The organism is Lacinutrix gracilariae, assembly GCF_042684485.1.
Classification (GTDB): domain Bacteria; phylum Bacteroidota; class Bacteroidia; order Flavobacteriales; family Flavobacteriaceae; genus Oceanihabitans; species Oceanihabitans gracilariae.
In genome coordinates this window covers 1105280-1125696 of sequence record NZ_JBHULM010000011.1, presented here as the reverse complement: position 1 = coordinate 1125696, position 20417 = coordinate 1105280, and the positions used below count along the sequence as shown (strand labels likewise).

19 protein-coding genes are annotated in these 20417 nt (G+C 31.2%); 4 read left to right on the top strand and 15 right to left on the bottom strand.

Annotated elements, in window-relative coordinates; all coding sequences use genetic code 11:
• Positions 1-9: 9 nt before the first annotated feature.
• The gene (locus ACFSSB_RS12045) at positions 10-1089 is read left to right on the top strand and encodes an HmuY family protein (RefSeq protein ID WP_379904557.1); all 1080 of its coding nucleotides are present in this window, start codon (positions 10-12) and stop codon (positions 1087-1089) included.
• Positions 1090-1163: 74 nt separating this feature from the next.
• On the opposite strand, the gene ACFSSB_RS12040 is transcribed toward ACFSSB_RS12045, so the two are convergent.
• The 15 genes from ACFSSB_RS12040 to ACFSSB_RS11970 all read right to left on the bottom strand — a co-directional run bounded on the left by ACFSSB_RS12040 (position 1164) and on the right by ACFSSB_RS11970 (position 17262).
• Positions 1164-1790: a carbonic anhydrase gene (locus ACFSSB_RS12040; protein WP_379904555.1), complete on the bottom strand. Its 627-nt coding sequence runs from the start codon at positions 1788-1790 to the stop codon at positions 1164-1166.
• A gap of 11 nt (positions 1791-1801) precedes the next feature.
• Positions 1802-3664 carry a SulP family inorganic anion transporter gene (locus tag ACFSSB_RS12035; RefSeq protein ID WP_379904553.1) on the bottom strand — a complete coding sequence of 621 codons (1863 nt, stop codon included), beginning with the start codon at positions 3662-3664 and terminating at the stop codon, positions 1802-1804.
• A 41-nt stretch (positions 3665-3705) separates the two neighbouring features.
• Positions 3706-4377: a DUF2490 domain-containing protein gene (locus ACFSSB_RS12030; protein WP_379904551.1), complete on the bottom strand. Its 672-nt coding sequence runs from the start codon at positions 4375-4377 to the stop codon at positions 3706-3708.
• Between the two features lie 18 nt (positions 4378-4395).
• Positions 4396-5022: a carbonic anhydrase family protein gene (locus tag ACFSSB_RS12025; protein WP_379904549.1), complete on the bottom strand. Its 627-nt coding sequence runs from the start codon at positions 5020-5022 to the stop codon at positions 4396-4398.
• Positions 5023-5059: 37 nt separating this feature from the next.
• A complete protein-coding gene (locus ACFSSB_RS12020) occupies positions 5060-5842 on the bottom strand; it encodes a universal stress protein (RefSeq protein ID WP_379904547.1) in 783 nt (260 codons plus the stop codon).
• Between the two features lie 6 nt (positions 5843-5848).
• Positions 5849-7441: a SulP family inorganic anion transporter gene (locus ACFSSB_RS12015; RefSeq protein ID WP_379904545.1), complete on the bottom strand. Its 1593-nt coding sequence runs from the start codon at positions 7439-7441 to the stop codon at positions 5849-5851.
• 94 nt (positions 7442-7535) lie between these two features.
• Positions 7536-7829: a hypothetical protein gene (locus tag ACFSSB_RS12010; RefSeq protein WP_379904543.1), complete on the bottom strand. Its 294-nt coding sequence runs from the start codon at positions 7827-7829 to the stop codon at positions 7536-7538.
• A gap of 61 nt (positions 7830-7890) precedes the next feature.
• Positions 7891-8649: a tetratricopeptide repeat protein gene (locus ACFSSB_RS12005; protein ID WP_379904541.1), complete on the bottom strand. Its 759-nt coding sequence runs from the start codon at positions 8647-8649 to the stop codon at positions 7891-7893.
• Between the two features lies 1 nt (position 8650).
• On the bottom strand, positions 8651-10423 hold the full coding sequence (locus tag ACFSSB_RS12000; protein ID WP_379904539.1) for a BatD family protein: 1773 nt from the start codon (positions 10421-10423) through the stop codon (positions 8651-8653).
• A gap of 70 nt (positions 10424-10493) precedes the next feature.
• On the bottom strand, positions 10494-11375 hold the full coding sequence (locus ACFSSB_RS11995; RefSeq protein WP_379904537.1) for a tetratricopeptide repeat protein: 882 nt from the start codon (positions 11373-11375) through the stop codon (positions 10494-10496).
• 114 nt (positions 11376-11489) lie between these two features.
• Positions 11490-12530, bottom strand: a complete 1041-nt coding sequence (locus ACFSSB_RS11990; protein ID WP_379904535.1) for a VWA domain-containing protein — start codon at positions 12528-12530, stop codon at positions 11490-11492.
• 63 nt (positions 12531-12593) lie between these two features.
• Complete coding sequence (locus tag ACFSSB_RS11985) at positions 12594-13598, bottom strand: vWA domain-containing protein (protein ID WP_379904533.1); 1005 nt, start codon at positions 13596-13598, stop codon at positions 12594-12596.
• 3 nt (positions 13599-13601) lie between these two features.
• Entirely contained in the window at positions 13602-15284 is a 1683-nt protein-coding gene (locus tag ACFSSB_RS11980; RefSeq protein ID WP_379904531.1) for a hypothetical protein, read from the bottom strand.
• Between the two features lie 15 nt (positions 15285-15299).
• A complete protein-coding gene (locus ACFSSB_RS11975) occupies positions 15300-16166 on the bottom strand; it encodes a DUF58 domain-containing protein (protein WP_379904529.1) in 867 nt (288 codons plus the stop codon).
• Positions 16167-16260: 94 nt separating this feature from the next.
• Positions 16261-17262 (bottom strand): AAA family ATPase, encoded by a 1002-nt coding sequence (locus ACFSSB_RS11970; protein ID WP_379904527.1) that lies wholly within the window; start codon positions 17260-17262, stop codon positions 16261-16263.
• A 161-nt stretch (positions 17263-17423) separates the two neighbouring features.
• On the opposite strand from ACFSSB_RS11970, the gene ACFSSB_RS11965 reads away from it, so the two are divergent.
• The 3 genes from ACFSSB_RS11965 (at position 17424) to ACFSSB_RS11955 (ending at position 20369) form a co-directional block, all read left to right on the top strand.
• A complete protein-coding gene (locus tag ACFSSB_RS11965) occupies positions 17424-18296 on the top strand; it encodes an aldo/keto reductase (RefSeq protein WP_379904525.1) in 873 nt (290 codons plus the stop codon).
• A 130-nt stretch (positions 18297-18426) separates the two neighbouring features.
• Positions 18427-19179, top strand: a complete 753-nt coding sequence (locus ACFSSB_RS11960) for an SDR family NAD(P)-dependent oxidoreductase (RefSeq protein WP_379905681.1) — start codon at positions 18427-18429, stop codon at positions 19177-19179.
• A 56-nt stretch (positions 19180-19235) separates the two neighbouring features.
• Positions 19236-20369 (top strand): ATP-binding protein, encoded by a 1134-nt coding sequence (locus ACFSSB_RS11955; RefSeq protein ID WP_379904523.1) that lies wholly within the window; start codon positions 19236-19238, stop codon positions 20367-20369.
• The last annotated feature ends 48 nt before the right edge of the window (positions 20370-20417 follow it).

Sequence of the window (20417 nt, the reverse complement as noted above, 5' to 3'; positions counted from 1 at the left end):
CTAAATATCATGACAAACAAATTTTTAACCCTTATTTTAAGCATAACAGTACTGGCTTTTACAAGTTGTAGTAGTGATGATAATGCTTCATCAGAACCTATTGAAATAACAATTGAAGGAGCTGCTGTTTCACCAGAAATTGGAGGACCAAACCAACCAAACCAAGTATATGTAGATTTAAGTACAAACACAACTACAGCTGTACAACGTGATTCTTGGGATTTAGGTTTTTATTCTGGAAGTGAGTTTAGATTGGTTTTAAATGGCTCTATTTATATGGCTGCTGCTGCACTTACAACAACAGATATTGATGCTGTTAATAGCACTTCTACTGAAGTACAAAACTTACAACCACAAGTAGCTGTTGGTACTTTTGAAGCTTCGAACACGGCTTATGTAGATGCTCCTGATGGTTCTTTTTCAAGTCCTGCAATAGCTGAAATAGAAGATACAGACAACCACGTATACTTAGTAAATTTAGGTTACCACGTAGGAACAGAAACACCTGCAACAGGAAGTGTTGCTGTTTCTGGAGAATCTAGAGGTTGGAAAAAAATTAGAATAACAAAAGATGGTAATGATTATGTACTACAATATGCAGATTTAGATGCTACTACACATGATGAAGTTACTATTTCTAAAAACAGTGCGTACAACTTTACCTTCTTTAGTTTTGATACCGAAACAGAAGTTAATGTAGAGCCTACAAAATCGAATTGGGATTTAAACTTTACTGTTTTTACCAATGAAATTGAAGGTTATGGTTCTTATGGTTATACCGATTTTGTAGCAAATAACACCAAAGGAAATGCAACTGCATATATGATTGATACAGAAGTTGACACATTTACTTATGCAGATTTTACACTTGCTGATGTTGTAACGACAAACTTTACCAATGACCAAAGAGCTATAGGAAGCAGCTGGAGAAATGGAGGAGGACCTGGATCTTTACCTTCTTTAAAAGAAAATGTATTTTATATAGTAAAGGATACTGATGGTAACTTTTACAAGCTTCAATTTTTAGCTTTAACGAATGAAGCTGGAGAACGTGGTTACCCAGAATTTGTGTATAGCTTATTACAATAAGCCTCTTATATTTTTAGAATTAGTTCTTTTAAAAATCAAAAAAGCCACTCTTTTGAGTGGCTTTTTTGTTATTGTTAATCTAAATGATAGATTTCTCTAATATCATTTAATATGCTTTCAAAGTCTATTTTTAAATCTACTAAATCACCTGTATGAATATCAAAAATCCAACCATGTACAATTAAACCTCTACCACGTACTGCTTTTTGAATTGCTGCTGTTTTAATAAGGTTAACACATTGTTCTTGCACGTTTAATTCTACTAAACGTTCGTACTTTTTTTCTTCGCAAGTAATAGCATTAAGCTCTTTGTTATGAATACGATATACGTCTCTTATATTTCGCAGCCAAGGGTTTAACAAACCTAAGTCTGCAGACTGCATTGCAGCTTTTACACCACCACAACCATAATGACCACATACTACCACATGGTTTACTTTTAAATGCTCTACAGCATACTCTACTACAGACATGGCATTTAAATCTGTACCAATAACCATATTCGCTATATTTCTGTGTATAAAAGCATCACCAGGGCCTAAGCCCATTAATTCTTCTGCTGTAACTCTACTATCACTACAACCAATAAAAAGTAATTCTGGGTTTTGCCCTTCGCCTAGCTTTTCAAAGTAATTTTGGTCTTCGTTAAGTTTACGTTTAATCCAATCTTTATTCTTTTTAAATACAATATCTAAATTCATCTTTTATTTTATTAGTACTCGTCTTTCACATTTTCTTTAATCCACTTAACGCAAGTATTAAAACTTTCAAAAATATGTTCTTTCGGAATTAAATCTGGGATAATATCAATTCTTTCCATCATATATTGTGGTTGTTTTAATAAGCCAACAAAAAGCACAGTAATTTTATTTTTTTGTAATTCTAGAAGTAAATCTTCCATTGCATATAAACCGGTTTGATCCATATATTGCATTCTTCCTAAACGTATAATAACGGTTTTTGCTGTTTTAGGAATTTGTAAGGATAGGGCTTGAAAATCACTAGTAGAGCCAAAAAACAAAGGACCTTTTAGGTGTTTTATAAAAACTTCTTCTTTAAGATTCTCTGGAAAATCAACCTCATCAGACCATACTTCTTCTTTTAATGATTTAACATCAGAACGTTCTGCTGTAAGGTCTCCAATTTTTTTCATAAACATTAATGAAGCAATAATTAATCCGATACCTACTGCATAAATTAAATCCCAAAACGTAGAAAGTAATAAAACAATAAGCATAATTAAAACCTCTGAACTTAGTTTAAATGGTCCTAATTTAATGTCTCTAGGTAAACTTGGTATAGCTTTAAGCCCTTTATAATCCATAACTCCAATACCAACAGTAATTAAAATACCAGCCAATACAGCTGCAGGAATTTTAGATGCCACAGGAGCTAAAGCAAGCATAATAACTAGCAGCATAACACCTGCAATCATACCAGACAATTTGGTTCTACCTCCTGCATTTATATTTACAACGGTTCTAATAGTTGCACCTGCTCCAGGAATACCACCAAAAATGGCTCCAATAGTATTTCCTATACCTTGCCCAATTAATTCTTTATTGGGTTTGTGTTTTGTTTTAGTCATATTATCTGCAACCACACTTGTTAACAAAGAATCTATTGCACCTAATAGTGATAATGTTAATGCTGTAAATATATAAGGTGTAACACTACCTAAACTAAAGCCTGTTATTATTTCTAATTTTGGCATTGGAATTCCGCTAGGAATCTCAGAAATGGGTCTGTAACCTAAATTAAAACCATAGGCAATACCAGACATTATTACTAGAGCAACCAAAGTGCTTGGTATTGCAGTAGTGATTCGTTTAAATCCGTAAATAATAAATATGGTACCTAGTGCTAAAATAAGTTCTAGCCAATTAATATTTTGCAATGCTCTTGGTAGCACTTTTAACGCTCCTATGGTTCCTGAAGCATCTTTTGCTGCTAGAGTTTGTGACTCTTTTAAAATTTGTTCTGGAGTAATTTGGTGCGCTCTATTTATGGTTTCTTTAAAATTTTCAAGCACTAAAATACCTTCTCCAGCTTCTTCTTTTAAAATATTTTCAAGAATAACTTCTTCTGCTTGTGGTTTAAATTGGTCTACAAACTCTTGATCTTCTTTAGGATAATACCCTATGGATGGCAAAATTTGTGTTAGTAAAATAATAACACCAATGGCTGTCATAAAACCAGAAACCACTGGATATGGTATATACCTAATATATTTACCAAGGCCTAAAAAACCTAAACCTACTTGTATTAAACCAGCTAATAAGAAAACGGTTAAAATGGCTGGTAGTGCTTTTTCAACGCTTCCGTCATTTGCAGCAACAATTCCTGCAATAATAACCATACTAACTGCTGTCATTGGTGCTGTTGGACCAGAGATTTGCGTTGGTGTACCACCAAAAAGCGCAGCAAAAAAACTTATAAAAATAGCACCATAAAGTCCTGCTTCTGGACCTAGTCCTGAAGACACACCAAATGCTAATGCCAATGGTAAAGCAACAATTCCTGCAGTAATACCACCAAAAGCATCTCCTTTTAAATTTGAAAATAAATTTTTCATAAGTATGATAATTAGCGTTAAATTATACTAGTATAATATAGTTAAAGATTAATAAATGCAATGACATTTATTTGGTCTCTAAAAGATTTTTCAAAAACCTGACTCATATATCCTAACTCTAATTTAATGTTTTTGTTTAACTTATAACCTAAACCACCATAAATTCTATTTCTATCAAAAACAGAAGGTTCGGTATTTAAAAACACTTCATTATAGGCAGACAAATAGATTGTCTTTGAAATAATCTCTGTATTATTTAAAGGATAATTTAATGATAAAAAATAACGTAATCTCATTTTAAAATCATTTTCTACAAAACGTTGTTCAAATCTGTAACGCTGTGTAAGCTTCAATCTCCATTTATTTTGTTTAGTAGTAAACTGCTGAAAAACTCGATGTTCATGAACAGATACTTTATCATCATCTGTATTTTCTACATAATTTTCAGATAAAATATACCCATAACCTAATAACAAATTATCGTTGTTTTCAGACAAATTATAGCCAATACCTGTTCTTAATAAAAGCTGTTCTAAATCGCCAATTGCATCATAATTTCTGTATTGTACTTCTGTATGAATATTCCATTTAGAATTTACTTGTTTGTTTCCTATGTATATTAACCAATTTCCTAGATTACTCTCTTGGCTATTTACAAAAAAAGGCAACACTAATGTAAAAATTAGTGTTGCCATAAAAGTTTTCTTTTTCATTAAAGCAATGTGTTTTTATTAATAAAACGCTACAGCTCCAGTATTTATATCATACATTGCTCCAACAATTTTAATTTCACCATTCTTTTCCATTTCAGAAAGAATAGGGCTTTCTGCATGAATTCTATCTATAGTTAATTCTACATTTTTCTTAGATACCTCATCTACAAAATCTAAGTTTTTTGAATTTCTAAGACTTTCATCTTTTGGTTCTGTTACTGCATTTACTGCTGGATTAATCTTTTCAATTAATTTAGTAAGATTACCCATTTCTGCATGATCACAAGCTCCTTTTATTGCACCGCAACTTGTGTGTCCTAATACCACAATTAACTTTGTTCCTGCTAGTTTACATGCAAATTCCATGCTTCCTAAGATGTCTTCGTTTACAAAGTTTCCTGCTATACGTACGCTAAAAATATCTCCTAAGCCTTGATCAAAAACAAGTTCTGCAGATACACGTGAATCTATACAACTTAAAATAGTTGCAAATGGAAATTGACCTTCACTAGTATCATTTACCTGCTCTAAAAGATTACGGTTTGCTTTTAAATTATTTTGAAATCTTTGGTTTCCTTCTTTTAAAAAGTTTAAAGATTTATCTGGCGTCATTGTAGACTGCGTTTCTTTAGTATGTGCTTTCATCGTTTTATTTTTCTTTAAGATACTACTTTTATAGCATCTATATTTTGTCTTCTGTTAATAATAGTGAAACATTAAGTGTATTTATTATGTCTCTTTTTGTTTTATTGTTTTTATCTAAACACATTAAATTTATTTTGTTTTTAGATATATATTTTGATACACTTTCTAATGCTGTATCACTTTCTTCAAAAATATATTCAAAATTATTATTGTTTAAAGTTGTGTTTTGTGACACCTCATTATTTAAACCTTTAGTAATATGGAATGTTTTAATTGGCGATTTTGTTTTATTTACTAATTTTTCAATAGAATTAATATTTAAACTTTTATCTACAGTGTTTAAAACTCCTAACGAAACCTCTTGATTTGGTTGTAGTGCATCTTGGTTAGATGCAATCATAACAGGTCCTTTATGCGTTTTTAAAACAAATTCTGTGATGTTATCACCAATAAAATTTATTTTTTTTCCTTTCTTTTTACCAAGTACTACAATATCTGGATTATTTTCTTGAATATAACTTTCAATTTCGTGCTTTACGTTTCCCAAAGATAACTTATAGTCTATACTTACACTATATTCTTTACCTATAGGCTTTACTATACTTTCTATTTTTTTATCTGTAATTAGATGATTGTGATTAATAGATCGTATAGCAGATAACTGGCTTTCTCTTTCTACTACTTCTATTGGCTTTTTTATATGAAATAGGGTTATTTCACCATCAAGCATTTTTGCTAAGCTTACAGCGCTTTTTAAATCTAAATCATTGCTGTTTTTTAAATCTGAAAGTAGTAAAATTTTATATTTTGCCTTTTCCATGATACCTTAACTTAAACTAATTTTAGATTTAGGTCTTAGTTGAAAAAACTCAATAAAACTTGGTGGATTTTCAACAACACCACGTTTAGAAATTAACTTAATATCAATATTTCTTTCTTTTGCTTTAAAGGCAAAATCTTCCAGAATTTCAATAATATCATAATCTAGATATCTTGTTTTTCTAACATCAAACTCTAAATAAGTATCTCTTGGTAAACTATCTAATTCTTTTAAGATGGCTCCTTTATTAAAGAAGGTTACTTCTTCAGCAAGTTCCATTTTAATTTTATGTTTTCCGTTGCTTTTATCTTCAATATGTAAGAAGTGAGAGTTTTGGTAGCTTTTTAATAAAACAACTACAACTCCTACCATTAAACCTAAACCAATACCAACTAATAAATCTGTAAAAACAATACCAACTATAGTTACAAAAAATGGTACAGACTGTTTCCACCCTAATTTATACATTTTTTTAAACAACGCTGGTTTTGCAAGCTTGTAACCAACTAATAATAAAATAGATGCTAATACAGATAAAGGGATTTTATTAAGTAAATTAGGTATTAAAATAACAGATATTAATAGTAAAAAACCATGTAATATAGTAGACATTTTACTTTTACCACCAGATTGAATATTAGCAGAACTACGTACAATTACTTGTGTTATTGGTAAACCACCAATTAAACCAGAAATAATGTTTCCTGTACCTTGTGCTAACAACTCTCTGTTAGTAGGTGTTACATTTTTATCTGGATCTATTTTATCTGAAGCCTCTACACATAATAGGGTTTCTAAACTTGCTACTAAAGCAATAGTAAATGCTACAACCCAAACCTGAGGATTTGTAATTGCTGAAAAATTAGGAAAACTAAATTGCCCAATAAAAGAGTTAAAATCTTCAGGAACAGGTACACTTACCATGTGGTTTCCGCTAATAGACAATATTTCATGATTTTGCGTTAGCATAAAAAATACAATACCTAATACTACCACTACAAAAGGTCCTTGAATCACTTCAAATACTTTTGATTTTTTACTTAAAACCTGTTCCCAGAATATTAATAGAATTAAACTGATTAAACCTATTAATGCTGCTCCTGGATGAATATTATTTAACATGGCAAACAACTCAGAAAAGGTATTACCTCCATCAATTTCAAAAAACTCTAAATCCCAAGCAGATGCTTCATCATACCCAAAAAAGTTAGGTATTTGTTTTAAAATAATGATAATACCAATACCTGTTAGCATTCCTTTAATAACTGAAGAAGGGAAATAATACCCAATAATACCAGCTTTTAACACACCAAAAAGTAGTTGAATTACACCACCTAAAACCACAGCTACTAAAAAGTTTTCATAACCTCCTAAGCTACCAATAGCTGTTAATACAATAGCTGCTAAACCAGCTGCAGGACCACTTACTCCTATTTTAGAACCACTTAAGGCTCCTACTACAACTCCTCCTATAATACCAGCTATTAATCCAGAGAAAAGAGGTGCTCCACTGGCTAATGCAATACCTAAACATAAAGGTAATGCCACAAAAAATACAACGACACTTGCAGGCAAGTCGCTTTTAAACGTTTTAAACATAAAATAATTTCTTTTGGGCTAAAGATTTGTATCTAAAGCCTATTTTCTTAATAATTTTTTTGGGGACTTAAGTAGTCCTAATCTTTTTGAAATATTAAGAAATGAAATCTGGTGGTGGAGAAATTAAATTGAAATGAGGAATTGGATAGTTTTTAAAAACATATCCTGAATTGTTTTCATTAGAAACTAAATCAAAATAGAAGTCGCTGGTTTTATCACATAAAAATAAAACAGGAGGGTCTACTGTATAGCTTTCATTTTCTTCTTCTGAAACAGAAAAAACTACAGAAACATCAATAGTATCATCAACTATTGTTATAATAGTTGGTGTAGCTATAAACAGTATAAAAATTACTGATAAAACTATAGATACTCCTTTTTTTGACATTCCCTTTTTTAAAAATTAGCTGTAAATATACTATTTTAAACTGTTACAGTGTTATGCAAATTTAAATTTCGTTTAAAGCTTTTATAGCATCATTAGAAATCCATCCTTGCTTACCATCTGAAAGCTTGATTTTTTTCCAATTATTAACAGTATCTAAAATTAAAACTTTGGTGCCTTCATGTAGTCTAAAGGATTCTTGACTTCTTAAATTAGGCTCACTTTTTACTAAAGCCTCTTGCGAAAACACAATTGCTGGTTTGTAGTTTTTATCTAAATCGTATTTTTTAAAAGCGAAAAATAAGGTGACAATAGCTAAAAACAAAAAGCTAGAACTACCTATAAATGCCATTCTTTTTTTGTTAGAAGAATAACTAAAATAATACCACAACGACAACAATACAAAAAGAACCATTGCAATTACCGAAGCATAAGCCCAACCATTAAAACTAAAGGTATTGGTTAGGTTTTTAAACAGTTTACTTATACCCACTTCTGGCACAACATCTATAGCATCTACTGTCATGTTTCTTGCAAAGGCAATATTGTTTTGTATTTCTTTATCATTAGGAGAAAGCATTAAGGCTTTTTCAAAGTAATAAATACTTGGTGCGATATTATTTAGTTTATAATGCGCATTACCAAGATTAAAATATAAGGATGCAGAGTGCTTATTAGCATCTAAGATAGATTCGTACTTTGCTATTGCTTCAGTAAACTTCCCTTCATTATACAAGGCATTACCTTCTTCAAAAAGGGTATTGTTTTGCGCTACAGAAAGTGTAGTGAGTAAAAAGGTTACTATGTAAATTATATGTTTCATATTAACGAATTTGCTTATCTATTTCTGAAATTGCTTTTGATGCTTTTTCATAATCTTGTTGCATTTCTACTTGCGTAATTGGTGTATAACGTGCCAATTCGCAGTTTTTAAGTATGCTAACAAACTCTAAAACAGTTGCGTTTGCTACTTCTTTTTCGTTTAATATTTGGGTAATTTTATCTTTACTAAAATCACTAGTCTCTATTTGCAGCTTGGCTTTTAAGTAATTATGTAATGCTTTTTCTAGCGCTACATAAAACGCTTCTTTTTGACCTAGAGTACGTTTTGCCTCGCTTAAATATTTTTTAGCTAGTTTATCTGCTTTTCTAATTTTATTACCTGTAACATCTGCTAAACGTTCCTCGCGTTTGTTTCTAAACACAATGGCTAATGGTATTGCTAAAAGTGGTCCTAATAAAGCAGTCCAAAAACCTGTAGATTTAAAAAAGTTCTTTTTGGTTGTAGAAACTAAATTAGCTTTGGTTTTTATAAATGCAAAATGATCATTTCCTAAAACAGGCTGTTTATTAGTAGCACTTGTTATAGCATTATTAGTAGCAGATTCTTTATTTGTTGGACCTTCAAGCACATCAATAATTAGCTCCTTTGAGCTTAATGTCTTGTAGCTTTCTGTCTTTAAATCAAAATAAGAAAAAGAGATGCTTGGCAAAGGATATTTACCTTTAAACTGCGGAACAACAGTATAACTTTGGCTTCGTTTTCCTTGCATTCCTTTAATTGTAGTAGAAACTTTATCTCTATTTTCTGGTTCATAAACCTCTAAGGAACTAGGAAGACTCAGTTTTGGCAATTCAAACAACTTTAAGTTACCATTACCTGAAACTGTAACTGTTGCTTGAAGCGATTCTGATGCGTTTAATGCTTGTTTTGAAGTAGCAACCTCAAAATTAAAATCACCAACAGCTCCTGTAAAATTAGCAGGTTTATTATTTTCTGGTAGTGGCTTTACATTAATTTTTCTGCTTCCTGCAGATATGGTTTTATTTGCTTGCGTCATTAAACGCTCTCCAAAAATATTACGTCTGTTTGTTGGCACATCTACTGTAATATCTAGGCTTAATGGCTCTATTTCTAGTTTTCCTGTTTTTTGAGGATACAATACTGTTTTACGTAAAACGACATATCTATAGTCTTCGCCTTTATAAGTACCATTTAGTATTTTTAGTCCTTTTATATCTATGTTTTGCGACCAGAAATCATTGTATCTAGGACTGTCTGTTTCTCTCCAGTTACTAACTCCTGTGTTTGGCGAAACATACAGTTTGTAAACTACAGTAATGGCTTCGTTTAAATAAGGATCTGTTTTAGATACTTCTGCAACCAAATGAATATTGTCTTCTATAGATATATCTGGATTGTTAGGATCGTTTGGTTTATCTACTGCTTTAGAAATAACTACAGTTATAGGAGTAGTTTTATAGGTATTTCCTTTAATTTCTATAGTGGCTTGATTAATGGTAAACTTACCTTGTTTTTTAGGTGCTAAAAAATAGCTGTAGGTTTTATTGAATGATTTTTTACCATTTACCCAAGAATGACTAACAGACTGGTTTGGTCCTGCAACTACATTAAAATCTTTAAAGCTAGGTGGATTAAAATTATCACCATCTTCATTCATTTCAAAATCTATTCGCAAGCGTTCATTAACACCCAATTTTTTCTTGCTCACTTTAGCTTCAAATTTTACTTGTGCAGAAACTATACTTGTAGCAAGTAGAATAAATAATATAGTGATGTGTTTTATTGTTTTCATTTTAATTTACGATTTTTGATTTTGATTTACGATTCATCTTTAAATCATAATTCAGCATTCAGCATTCGTTTTACCAATCTTTTTCTGTTTGAACGCGTTCTCCTTTGGCTTTTTGCGCATTCATTTTATCTTGTACTTTTTGTTCTTGATCATTCATAGCTTCTAACAAGTTTTTAACTTGTTGTGGCGATAACTGTCCTGGTTGTTGTTTAGGTTTTGGGTTATCTTTTTGCTCGTCTTCTCCACCTTTTCCTTCATCATCTTTTTCGTCTTTAGGATTACCATCTTCATCCTTTTCATCTTCACCATCCTTTTTATCTTGATCTCCTTCGTCTTCTTGGTCTTGGTCTTTATCTTGATCGTCGTTTTCTTTGTCCTGATCCTTATCTTGGTCTTTTTGATCTTCTTGATCTTCTTGATCTTGTTGATCGTCTTTATTTTCTTCGTTTTGATCTTTATTCTCGTCCTGCTGATCTTGTTGATCTTGCTGTTGCTCTGCACATTCTTTTGCTAAAGCATAATTATAACGTGTTTGGTCATCTAAAGGGTTGTTTCGTAATGCATTTTTAAAAGCTTCTGCTGCTTCTTTACATTGTTTATTTTGCATTAAAACATTACCAATATTATGATACGCTCTATACTTTTCATCTTTTGTTGTGGCGTATTTTGCTGTTTGCTTTAGTCTGTATAAAGCTTCGTCATAAATTCCTTTTTTGTAATAGGTGTTTCCTAAATTATATGCACCAACCGCATAGTTTGGTTGTTCTGAAATCGCTTTTCGGTATTCCATTTCTGCCGAAACATAATCTTCATTATCTACCAAAATATTAGCATCATAAACAAAGTCATTTGCTTTGTTTTTTGATAGTATTTCTTGGGCTTCTTTTTCTTTGTCTTGTGCAAAAGAAGCTATACTAAAAAGGGTTAATATGATTATTACTATATGTTTCATTTATATTTTACTAAATTATAAAACTACTGGTTTGGTTATAGTTAAAGGTTTTATAAAATTGTTTACTTCTTCAATAACTAAAGCCTTTTATACTTTGCTAAAGATGGTGTTTTATTATAAGTTTTCGTTGAATAGATTTAGTTTTTTTAACCATTCTGTTTTTCGTTCTAATAAAAAGATATCTATAAACAGAAGAAGAAATGCTAATGCTAAAAACCATTGAAATTGGTCTTTAAAATCTGCAAACTCTTTAGCTTCAAATTCTGTTTTATCCATTTTATTTAAAATATCTCTAATGGTACTTACTACTTCATTGGTGTTTTTTCCGTTAATATATACACCATTGGCTTCTGCAGAAATGCTTTTTAAATTTTCTTCGTTTAGTCTTGTGATTACAGTTTCGCCTTGTCTGTCTTTTTTATAATTTAATACAACACCATTTCTTTTAATTGGTATTGGTCCTCCTTTAACATCACCAACACCTATTGTAAAAATTCTAATTCCGTGTTTACTAGCTTCTTCTGCTGCACGTATTGCAGATTCGCCAAAGTGATCTTCACCATCTGAAATAATGATTAAAACTCTATTGGTTTGCTCTTCATTATCAAAATAAGTTTCTGCTAATTCTATGGCTCCATTTATTGCTGTTCCTTGCGAAGACAACATATCTGTATTCATGTTTTGCAAAAACATTTTGGCTGCTGCATAGTCTGTAGTTATTGGTAGTTGCGGAAATGCTTTTGCTGCATATGCAATAATACCTACTCTATCACTTGCTAGATTGTTTATTATTTGGGTTACTAATTGCTTCGATTTATCTAGCCTGTTTGGTGCAATATCTTCTGCTAGCATACTTTTAGAAACGTCTACAGCAAAAACAATATCTACACCTTCGCGTTTTACAGTTTCTAGTTTTGTACCTACTTTAGGGTTTACCAACGCAATAGCTAAACTGGCAAATGCTAAACATAAAACAACAACTTTTAATATGCTTTTAAAAAGGGATTGATTTGGACTTAATTTTTTTAAGATTGTTTTATTGGCAAAGTTTTTTTGTGCTCTATGTTTCCAGAATTGAAGCAACAAAAAGAGTAGGATTATTACTGGAATAATCACTAAAACCCAAAACCATATTTTTTCTTCTAATTGATACATTTATTTTAGTATTCAGTAGTAGTATTCAACAGACTGCTTAGTCTTGAATATCTAGTTTTTAAATTAAACAAAGCTTCTAAAAATTGTGAAACGCAATAATAGCTCTATTGCTAATAAAAGTCCTGCTAATAGTACTAACGGACGATATTTTTCTTCGTAATTATAAAATTTAAACTCTTCTATTTCTGTTTTTTCTAGTTTATTGATTTCGTCATAAATTTCGGCAAGCTTTTTATTATTGGTTGCTCTAAAGTATTTTCCGCCTGTAGCCTCTGCAATTTCTTTAAGTAATGCTTCGTCAATTTCTACTTGCACTCTAGCATATTGAAAAGAACCATTAGGATTAACAGCATAAGGAGATAGCGCCATTCCGTTAGTACCTAAACCAATGGTGTATACTTTAATACCATATTCTACTGCTAATTCACTTGCTATTTTAGGATCTATAAAACCAGAGTTGTTTACACCATCTGTAAGTAAAATAATAACTTTACTCTTAGCTTTACTGTCTTTTAAACGGTTTACAGAAGTTGCTAAACCCATTCCTATTGCTGTACCTCCTTCAATAATATTGTTATATCGAATTTCATTTAAAGAACGTAATACAATAGATTTATCACTTGTAATAGGTGTTTTGGTATAACTTTCTCCTGCATATTCTACCAAACCTATTCTATCATTTGGTCTTCCTGCTATAAATTCTGCTGCTACATCTTTTAAGGCTTCTAAACGATTAGGACTTAAATCTTTTGCCAACATACTTGCAGATACATCTATTGCCATAACAATATCTATACCTCGAGTTGTTTTTGTTTTTGTAGAAACATCTACAGTTCTAGGTCTTGCCATTGCAGTTATTAATGCTGCTAAAGCTAGTAGACGCAAAGCAAAAAGCAAATGTCTTAATTTTGGCAGCCAAGAGTTGCTTACCTTAAAACCCTTTAAACTAGATATTTTTAATTCTGCAGTTTGCTTTTTATGTTTAAAAACATACCATAGCAATGCCAATGGAAGTAGTAAAAACAACCAGAAAAATTCTTTATTTAAAAATTCTATTCCTTCAAACATGATTTACTTTTCTTCTTGTTCTTTTTTTGCTATTTCTTCTTTTATTAACTCAACAGAGTCTACAATTCTTTCTGCTATTTCTTTAGCATACACATCGTCTTTTCTGTAGGTAATTGCTATTTCTTGTATTACATTTTGTGATGTAAAATGCAGCAATATATATTCACCATCAAAATAGTTTTCTGTGCCTGCAACAGGTAGACTTGCTGTTCCGTAGGTTTTTAAACCTTCGGCATTATTAGGTGTTACAAATTTTTCGTTTTTAACAAGCATATTTATAACTCCTTGCTTTTCTAAATCTTGAATAGCCTTTTCTGAAACTTGATTTAGATCTATTTTTTCTTGACCTTCTTGCTGATTCACTTTTAGTGTACTAAGCTTAACACTTAAAGGTTCTGAAGCACTACCAAAACTAAAAACACTCATTTGTAGTTTTGCTTTTACTTCTTCAGGAATTGGCGGATTATCTCTTTTTAAAACTTTTGGTGTTGAAATAGTAATTGCAGGAAAACCATAATCACTAGTTACCCAATTACCTTCTAACAGCTCTTTAGATTCATGACCAATAATAGTGTCTTTTACATAAGTAAAGCCATATTTTAATCCAAAACCAACAAACGTAGCTATACACAATGCTACAACTGCAACAATTGTAAGAATTGTTTTTTTGCGTTTTTGTTTTTTCTCTAATGCTTCTTGATATCTTTGGTCTTGCTTTTTCTCTTCTTCGGTTGGTTCTGGCAAGGCTTCTTTTACTTGATCTATTTCAACATCAATAGTATTTCTATCTAATTTTGCCAGTTCTATATCTGGAGCAGATTTTGCAAATTTTACTAAATCGGCACGCTTTAAGATGGTTTCAATATTTTTAATATCCTCTTTACTAATATCTATTTGATTGCCATCTTTTAATAAATTTAACCTGTTTATTAATTCATCTGTAGTACTTTCTAGAGCACGATCATAGACTTTTTCGTCTAGATATTTTCTTATAATAAAGGTTAACTCAGAATAGTAATCTTTTATTTCTGCATTTTCTAAATAACTACTTTCATCTAAATTTTGAAGTGCTAGTTTTGCTCTATCATAAGGCGGAAGCAATGCAATTTTTTCTTCTTTTGTAAGTGGTTTTTTTCTCCATATAAACCAATATAATACAAAGCCAATTACAGATAGAATTAGTAAGGTTAACAGAAAATATTTAAACCATTGGCTTGGTGTTTTTTCTACTTCAATAATTGGTTTAATATCATACAATCCTTGTTTTGTAGTATCTACCACAATATTTTTTACTTCTACTTGTAAAGAATCTGTTTGAAATACTTTGGTACCAATTACAATTTTTTGTCTAGGAATGGTATACACTCCAGAGTCAAATTGCGTTAAACCGTATTTTTTTATTAGTTTATATTTTGCATCTTCTTTAGTAGTATCTATAGCGTAAGATTCTATAACCTCTAAAGGAAGAAATGTTTGTCCTTCAGGAAAAACCACAACATTTGTTGTATCTGTTTCTACTTGTACTTTATAGGTAATTTGCGCTCCTATTTTTATAGAAGTAGAATCTATAGAAGATGTCATTTGTTGCGCAAATGAAAAGACAGAAAATAGAATAAACAATAAAGACAGCGCTACTGCTTTAGTCTGCTTTATTTTATCATTCAAAAATCTAAAATCGTAATTCATAAATTGTTAATCTTTTTATCCTCTTCTTTTAAAATAACCTAAAAGCTTTTTTACATAACTTTCATCTACACGACAATCTATGGTTCCTGCTCCAGATTTAGCAAAGCTATCTCTATAATAGTCTACTTTTTCATGGTAGAATTTAGCGTAATTTTTACGTACCGATTTAGATTGTGTATTTACTAAAAGTAACTCTCCTGTTTCTTCATCTTGCATTTGCACCATACCAATATTTGGCATTTCTTCTTCGTGCTTATCATACACTCTAATTCCGGTTATATCGTGTTTACCAGCAGCAATTTTTAAGGTTTGTTTATAATCATCTGCAATAAAATCAGAAAGCACAAAAACAATAGCTTTCTTTTTCATTACGTTACGCATAAACTTTAAAGCTTCGGCTACATTGGTTCCTTTGCTTTTTGGTTGAAATTCAATTAGCTCACGTATAATACGCAATACATGCGATCTTCCTTTTTTAGGAGGAACATAAAGCTCTACCTCATCGCTAAATAAAATCAAGCCTATTTTATCATTGTTCTGCGTAGCAGAAAAGGCTAAGGTTGCAGCTATTTCTGTTACTACTTCGTTTTTAAATTGCTCCTCTGTACCAAATAATTCAGACCCAGAAACATCTACCATAAGCATCATAATAAGTTCTCGCTCTTCTTCAAAAACCTTTACATGTGGTATTATTGTTCTTGCAGTAACATTCCAGTCTATATTACGTACATCATCACCATATTGATACTGTCTTACTTCAGAAAAAGTCATACCACGACCCTTAAAGGTAGAATGGTATTCTCCTCCAAAAATATGATCAGACAGTCTACGTGTCTTAATCTCAATTTTTCGTACTTTTTTCAGTAATTCTTTGGTATCCATTGTTTTTCTGTCATTGCGCACCTGATGCGAAATCTATCTAATTAAGTTTTTAATAATTATCAATAAGATTCCTGCCTTCGCAGAAATGACAATTTTATGGCACTTCAATCTCGTTTACAATTTTGTTTATAATATCTACAGAGGTGATATTTTCTGCTTCTGCTTCGTAGGTAATTCCTATTCTATGACGTAATACATCATACACAACAGCACGAACATCTTCTGGTATTACATACCCTCTTCGCTTAATAAACGCATAACATTTTGCAGCTGTTGCAAGGTTAATACTACCACGAGGAGATGCACCAAAAGAAATTAATGGTTTTAAGTCTTGTAATTTATATTTTTCAGGATAACGTGTAGCAAAAATGATGTCTAGAATGTATTTTTCTATTTTTTCATCCATATATACTTCACGTACCACTTGTTGTGCCTTTATAATTTGATCTACAGAAACCACAGCATTTACTTTTTCCCAAGAACCTTTTAGGTTAGCTCGCATAATTAATTGCTCTTCTGCTTGCTTAGGGTAATCTATTACTGTTTTTAACATAAAACGGTCAACCTGTGCTTCTGGTAAAGGATACGTACCTTCTTGTTCTACAGGATTCATGGTAGCCATTACTAAAAACGGTTTATCTAACTTAAAAGTATCATCACCAATGGTTACCTGTTTTTCTTGCATTGCTTCTAATAAAGCAGATTGCACTTTTGCAGGTGCTCTATTAATCTCATCGGCTAGTACAAAATTTGCAAATATTGGACCTTTTTTAATTTTGAAGTCGTTTTCCTTCATATTATAAATTAAAGTTCCGGTAACATCTGCAGGTAATAAATCTGGAGTAAACTGTATTCTACTAAAACTTCCAGCTACAGCTTGAGAAAGTGTATTAATAGCTAAGGTTTTTGCCAGACCAGGAACACCTTCTAATAAAATATGTCCTTGACCAAGTAATCCTATTAATAATCGCTCGACCATATCTTTTTGGCCCACAATTACTTTATTCATTTCTAATGTAAGTAAATCTACAAAAGCACTCTCCTTTTCAATTTTATCGTTAATTGACTTAATATCAACTGTACTTGTAACTTCCATCTTTTTTAATTTTTAAAGGCTTGAATTTAATATTCCTAATTTGGATGTGCAAATTGTTAAAATTTTCAATGCCTTGCTGTTAATAATTGGTTAAAAGTTGTAGTGTTTAATATATGTTTAAGAGTTTTTCTTTTCTATTTTTAATGTTCAAAATAAAAAAAATGACTACTAAATTATTTTCAAGAATTATTGCTGGAACCATGACTTGGGGCGAATGGGGAAAACAACTCTCTAAAAAAGAGATGATTAACCTACTAAACCATTGTGTTTCAAAAGATATTACAAGTTTTGATCATGCAGATATTTATGGTAGCTATACTACTGAAACTGCATTTGGTAACGCTTTCGCGGAAAGCAATATAGCTCGTGAAAAAATTCAATTAATTAGTAAATGTGGTATTCAATACATTAGTGAAAACAGAAAAAACGAAGTAAAACACTACAATTACAGCAAAGAATATATTATTTGGTCTGCCGAAGAATCGCTAAAAAACTTAAAAACAGAGTTTTTAGATCTCTTATTACTACATAGACCAAGTCCTTTAATGCAACCTGATGAAGTAGCTGAAGCCATAACCATATTAAAAAGCCAAGGAAAAATAAAAGCTTTTGGAGTTTCTAACTTTTTACCATCACAAGTAGATCTAATTTCAAAATACACAGAGGTTTCTGTAAACCAAATAGAATTTTCCTTAACACAACATACAGCTATGCATAATGGCACATTAGACCAAATGCAAATAAACAATATCATACCAATGGCATGGTCTCCTTTAGGTATTGTTTTTAAAGAAGATACAGAACAAACCAGACGTATACATAAGCAACTTGGTGCTTTAATAGAAAAATACAACGCAACAGAAGATCAACTTTTACTTGCTTGGATTTTAAAACATCCTGCAGGAATACACCCAATAATAGGAACCACAAACCAAAAACGAATTGAAAATGCCGTACAAGCAATAAACATAGCGTTAGAACTAGAAGATTGGTTTAAAATTTTAGTGGCTTGCCAAGGACACAAAGTCCCATAAAACAAGCTACAGTATTTAGCACCAACATGCAATTGCTTGCTAAAGCATAAACAAGAAAAACAATTCCACTTTCGTGGAAAGGAATACAGATAATAACATTAAAAAGATTTCTGATTTTACAGGAAAAGACATGAAAAAAACAGCATTAATAACAGGAGCAACAAGCGGAATAGGAAGAGCTACAGCACATGAATTTGCAAAACATGGCATAAACCTAATTCTTTGCGGAAGAAGACAAGAACGCTTAGACACCATAGAAAAAGCATTAAGCAAACAAACCAACGTACACACCTTAAATTTTGATGTACGCGACAAAAAAGCAACTTTTAATGCAATGGAATCCCTACCAGAAGCGTTTAAAAACATAGACATTTTAATAAACAATGCAGGAAATGCACATGGTTTAGACCCAATTGAAAGCGGAACTTTAGAAGATTGGGATGCCATGATAGACATTAACGTAAAAGGATTGCTATATGTTAGCAAAGCAGTAATACCGATAATGACTAAAAACAAATCTGGACATATCATTAATATTGGCTCTTCTGCAGGAAAAGAAGTTTACCCAAAAGGAAACGTGTATTGTGGTAGCAAACACGCTGTTTTAGCCATAACAGAAGGTATGCGAATAGACCTTAATCCTTACGGAATTAAAGTTGGAGCCATTAATCCTGGTTTGGTAGAAACCGAATTTTCACAAGTACGTTTTAAAGGTGACGCCATTGCAGATAACGTATACAAAGGGTACAAAGCACTACAACCAGAAGATATTGCAGACATTATTTACTTTGCTATTACGCGTCCTCCTCACGTAAATATTGCAGATTTATTAGTATTTCCAACAGCACAAGCAAGTAGTACTATTGTGAAAAAAGAACTATAACCTAAAAAGACTTTGCTCGAGTAAATTTCGAGCAAAGTCTACATACAAAAGCACCAATGATTAATAAACGCCTTTTAATTAAAAACTTATTAGCTCACAACGATGAGAACAGTTTTTATGACAAAAAGCGTAAAATAGATATTAGCCAAAAAGAAGGAAAAGCAAAGTTTTTAAAACACGTATGCGCACTCTCTAACAGCAATCCTAAAAACAATTCCTACATTGTAATTGGCGTTGAAGACGAAGACAACAAAATTATTGGTGTAGATTTTTTTGACGATTCTAAAATTCAGAATTTAATTAACGCATACCTAAATAACCCTCCAATTGTTCAATACGAAAACATTCCTTTTCCTCATTTACCAGACAATAAAGTAGTTGGCTTAGTAACCATAAGAGGAATAGGAAAACTAACTTCTCTACGAAAAAACATCTGGAAATATTATGGTGGAGCTGTATTTTTTAGAGATGGCAGCATGAGTATGCCTAAAAATTTTAAAAGCAACATTACAGATGTAAACTCTCCAATTGTTGAAGCCATAGAAAACCACTCTAAAAACAACATTCAACACACCTTAGATAGCGTTTTTAATTTTTTTAATAAGAAAAAAGACTTCCAACCCAAATACAAGGTTTTTAAAGAATACTTTGTACTATGCTGGTCTGGAAAACAAAAAATTGTTGGCAAGGAAATTTTCTATTCCAGAGTAGATATTGAAATGATAAACGAACAAGTACGTTTATTTTTTTCAACTTTAGACGAAGTAGCTATAAACCATAATGAGGATAGTTTTAAAATTATTGAATATGTTAATCTAGGATTACATAATGCTTCAAAATATTACAAGTTAGAAGAAACTGTTATTCGTTTTGAAAATAACGCCAACTACACCATTGAAACCAATTTACTTTTTGAAGCTCCTCAATTTAACAAAAGAGTTTTATACCATATCTACAACTCTAACAACGCCTTACTAGAAAAGCTTAAAAACAACCTAAAGCTTAATAAAAACGAAGAAATAGACTTAGTTAACCTTCCGGAAACTTATCTAATTTGCTACTTAAACAATTTTCACGAAGCCATAGATAAACTCATAGAAGCAAAGCCTTATTTAAAAAAACACAGTGAAAAAGCATATCTATTTTTTAAAGAATCCCTACGTATTCTTCGAAAAATAAAATACAGCTAAACAACTATTAAACACAAACAACAAGCAGTATTACTCGCTTTTTCACAT

Excerpts from the sequence above, each read along its gene's own strand:
- ACFSSB_RS11960 (WP_379905681.1), top strand. The coding sequence starts at position 18,427 with ATGAAAAAAACAGCATTAATAACAGGAGCAACAAGCGGAATAGGAAGA.
- ACFSSB_RS12015 (WP_379904545.1), bottom strand. The coding sequence starts at position 7,441 with ATGTTTAAAACGTTTAAAAGCGACTTGCCTGCAAGTGTCGTTGTATTT.
- ACFSSB_RS11975 (WP_379904529.1), bottom strand. The coding sequence starts at position 16,166 with ATGGATACCAAAGAATTACTGAAAAAAGTACGAAAAATTGAGATTAAG.
- ACFSSB_RS12000 (WP_379904539.1), bottom strand. The coding sequence starts at position 10,423 with ATGAAAACAATAAAACACATCACTATATTATTTATTCTACTTGCTACA.
- ACFSSB_RS11990 (WP_379904535.1), bottom strand. The coding sequence starts at position 12,530 with ATGTATCAATTAGAAGAAAAAATATGGTTTTGGGTTTTAGTGATTATT.
- ACFSSB_RS12040 (WP_379904555.1), bottom strand. The coding sequence starts at position 1,790 with ATGAATTTAGATATTGTATTTAAAAAGAATAAAGATTGGATTAAACGT.
- ACFSSB_RS12010 (WP_379904543.1), bottom strand. The coding sequence starts at position 7,829 with ATGTCAAAAAAAGGAGTATCTATAGTTTTATCAGTAATTTTTATACTG.
- ACFSSB_RS12020 (WP_379904547.1), bottom strand. The coding sequence starts at position 5,842 with ATGGAAAAGGCAAAATATAAAATTTTACTACTTTCAGATTTAAAAAAC.
- ACFSSB_RS12025 (WP_379904549.1), bottom strand. The coding sequence starts at position 5,022 with ATGAAAGCACATACTAAAGAAACGCAGTCTACAATGACGCCAGATAAA.
- ACFSSB_RS11995 (WP_379904537.1), bottom strand. The coding sequence starts at position 11,375 with ATGAAACATATAGTAATAATCATATTAACCCTTTTTAGTATAGCTTCT.
- ACFSSB_RS12030 (WP_379904551.1), bottom strand. The coding sequence starts at position 4,377 with ATGAAAAAGAAAACTTTTATGGCAACACTAATTTTTACATTAGTGTTG.
- ACFSSB_RS12005 (WP_379904541.1), bottom strand. The coding sequence starts at position 8,649 with ATGAAACATATAATTTACATAGTAACCTTTTTACTCACTACACTTTCT.
- ACFSSB_RS11970 (WP_379904527.1), bottom strand. The coding sequence starts at position 17,262 with ATGGAAGTTACAAGTACAGTTGATATTAAGTCAATTAACGATAAAATT.
- ACFSSB_RS11965 (WP_379904525.1), top strand. The coding sequence starts at position 17,424 with ATGACTACTAAATTATTTTCAAGAATTATTGCTGGAACCATGACTTGG.
- ACFSSB_RS12045 (WP_379904557.1), top strand. The coding sequence starts at position 10 with ATGACAAACAAATTTTTAACCCTTATTTTAAGCATAACAGTACTGGCT.
- ACFSSB_RS12035 (WP_379904553.1), bottom strand. The coding sequence starts at position 3,664 with ATGAAAAATTTATTTTCAAATTTAAAAGGAGATGCTTTTGGTGGTATT.
- ACFSSB_RS11980 (WP_379904531.1), bottom strand. The coding sequence starts at position 15,284 with ATGAATTACGATTTTAGATTTTTGAATGATAAAATAAAGCAGACTAAA.
- ACFSSB_RS11955 (WP_379904523.1), top strand. The coding sequence starts at position 19,236 with ATGATTAATAAACGCCTTTTAATTAAAAACTTATTAGCTCACAACGAT.
- ACFSSB_RS11985 (WP_379904533.1), bottom strand. The coding sequence starts at position 13,598 with ATGTTTGAAGGAATAGAATTTTTAAATAAAGAATTTTTCTGGTTGTTT.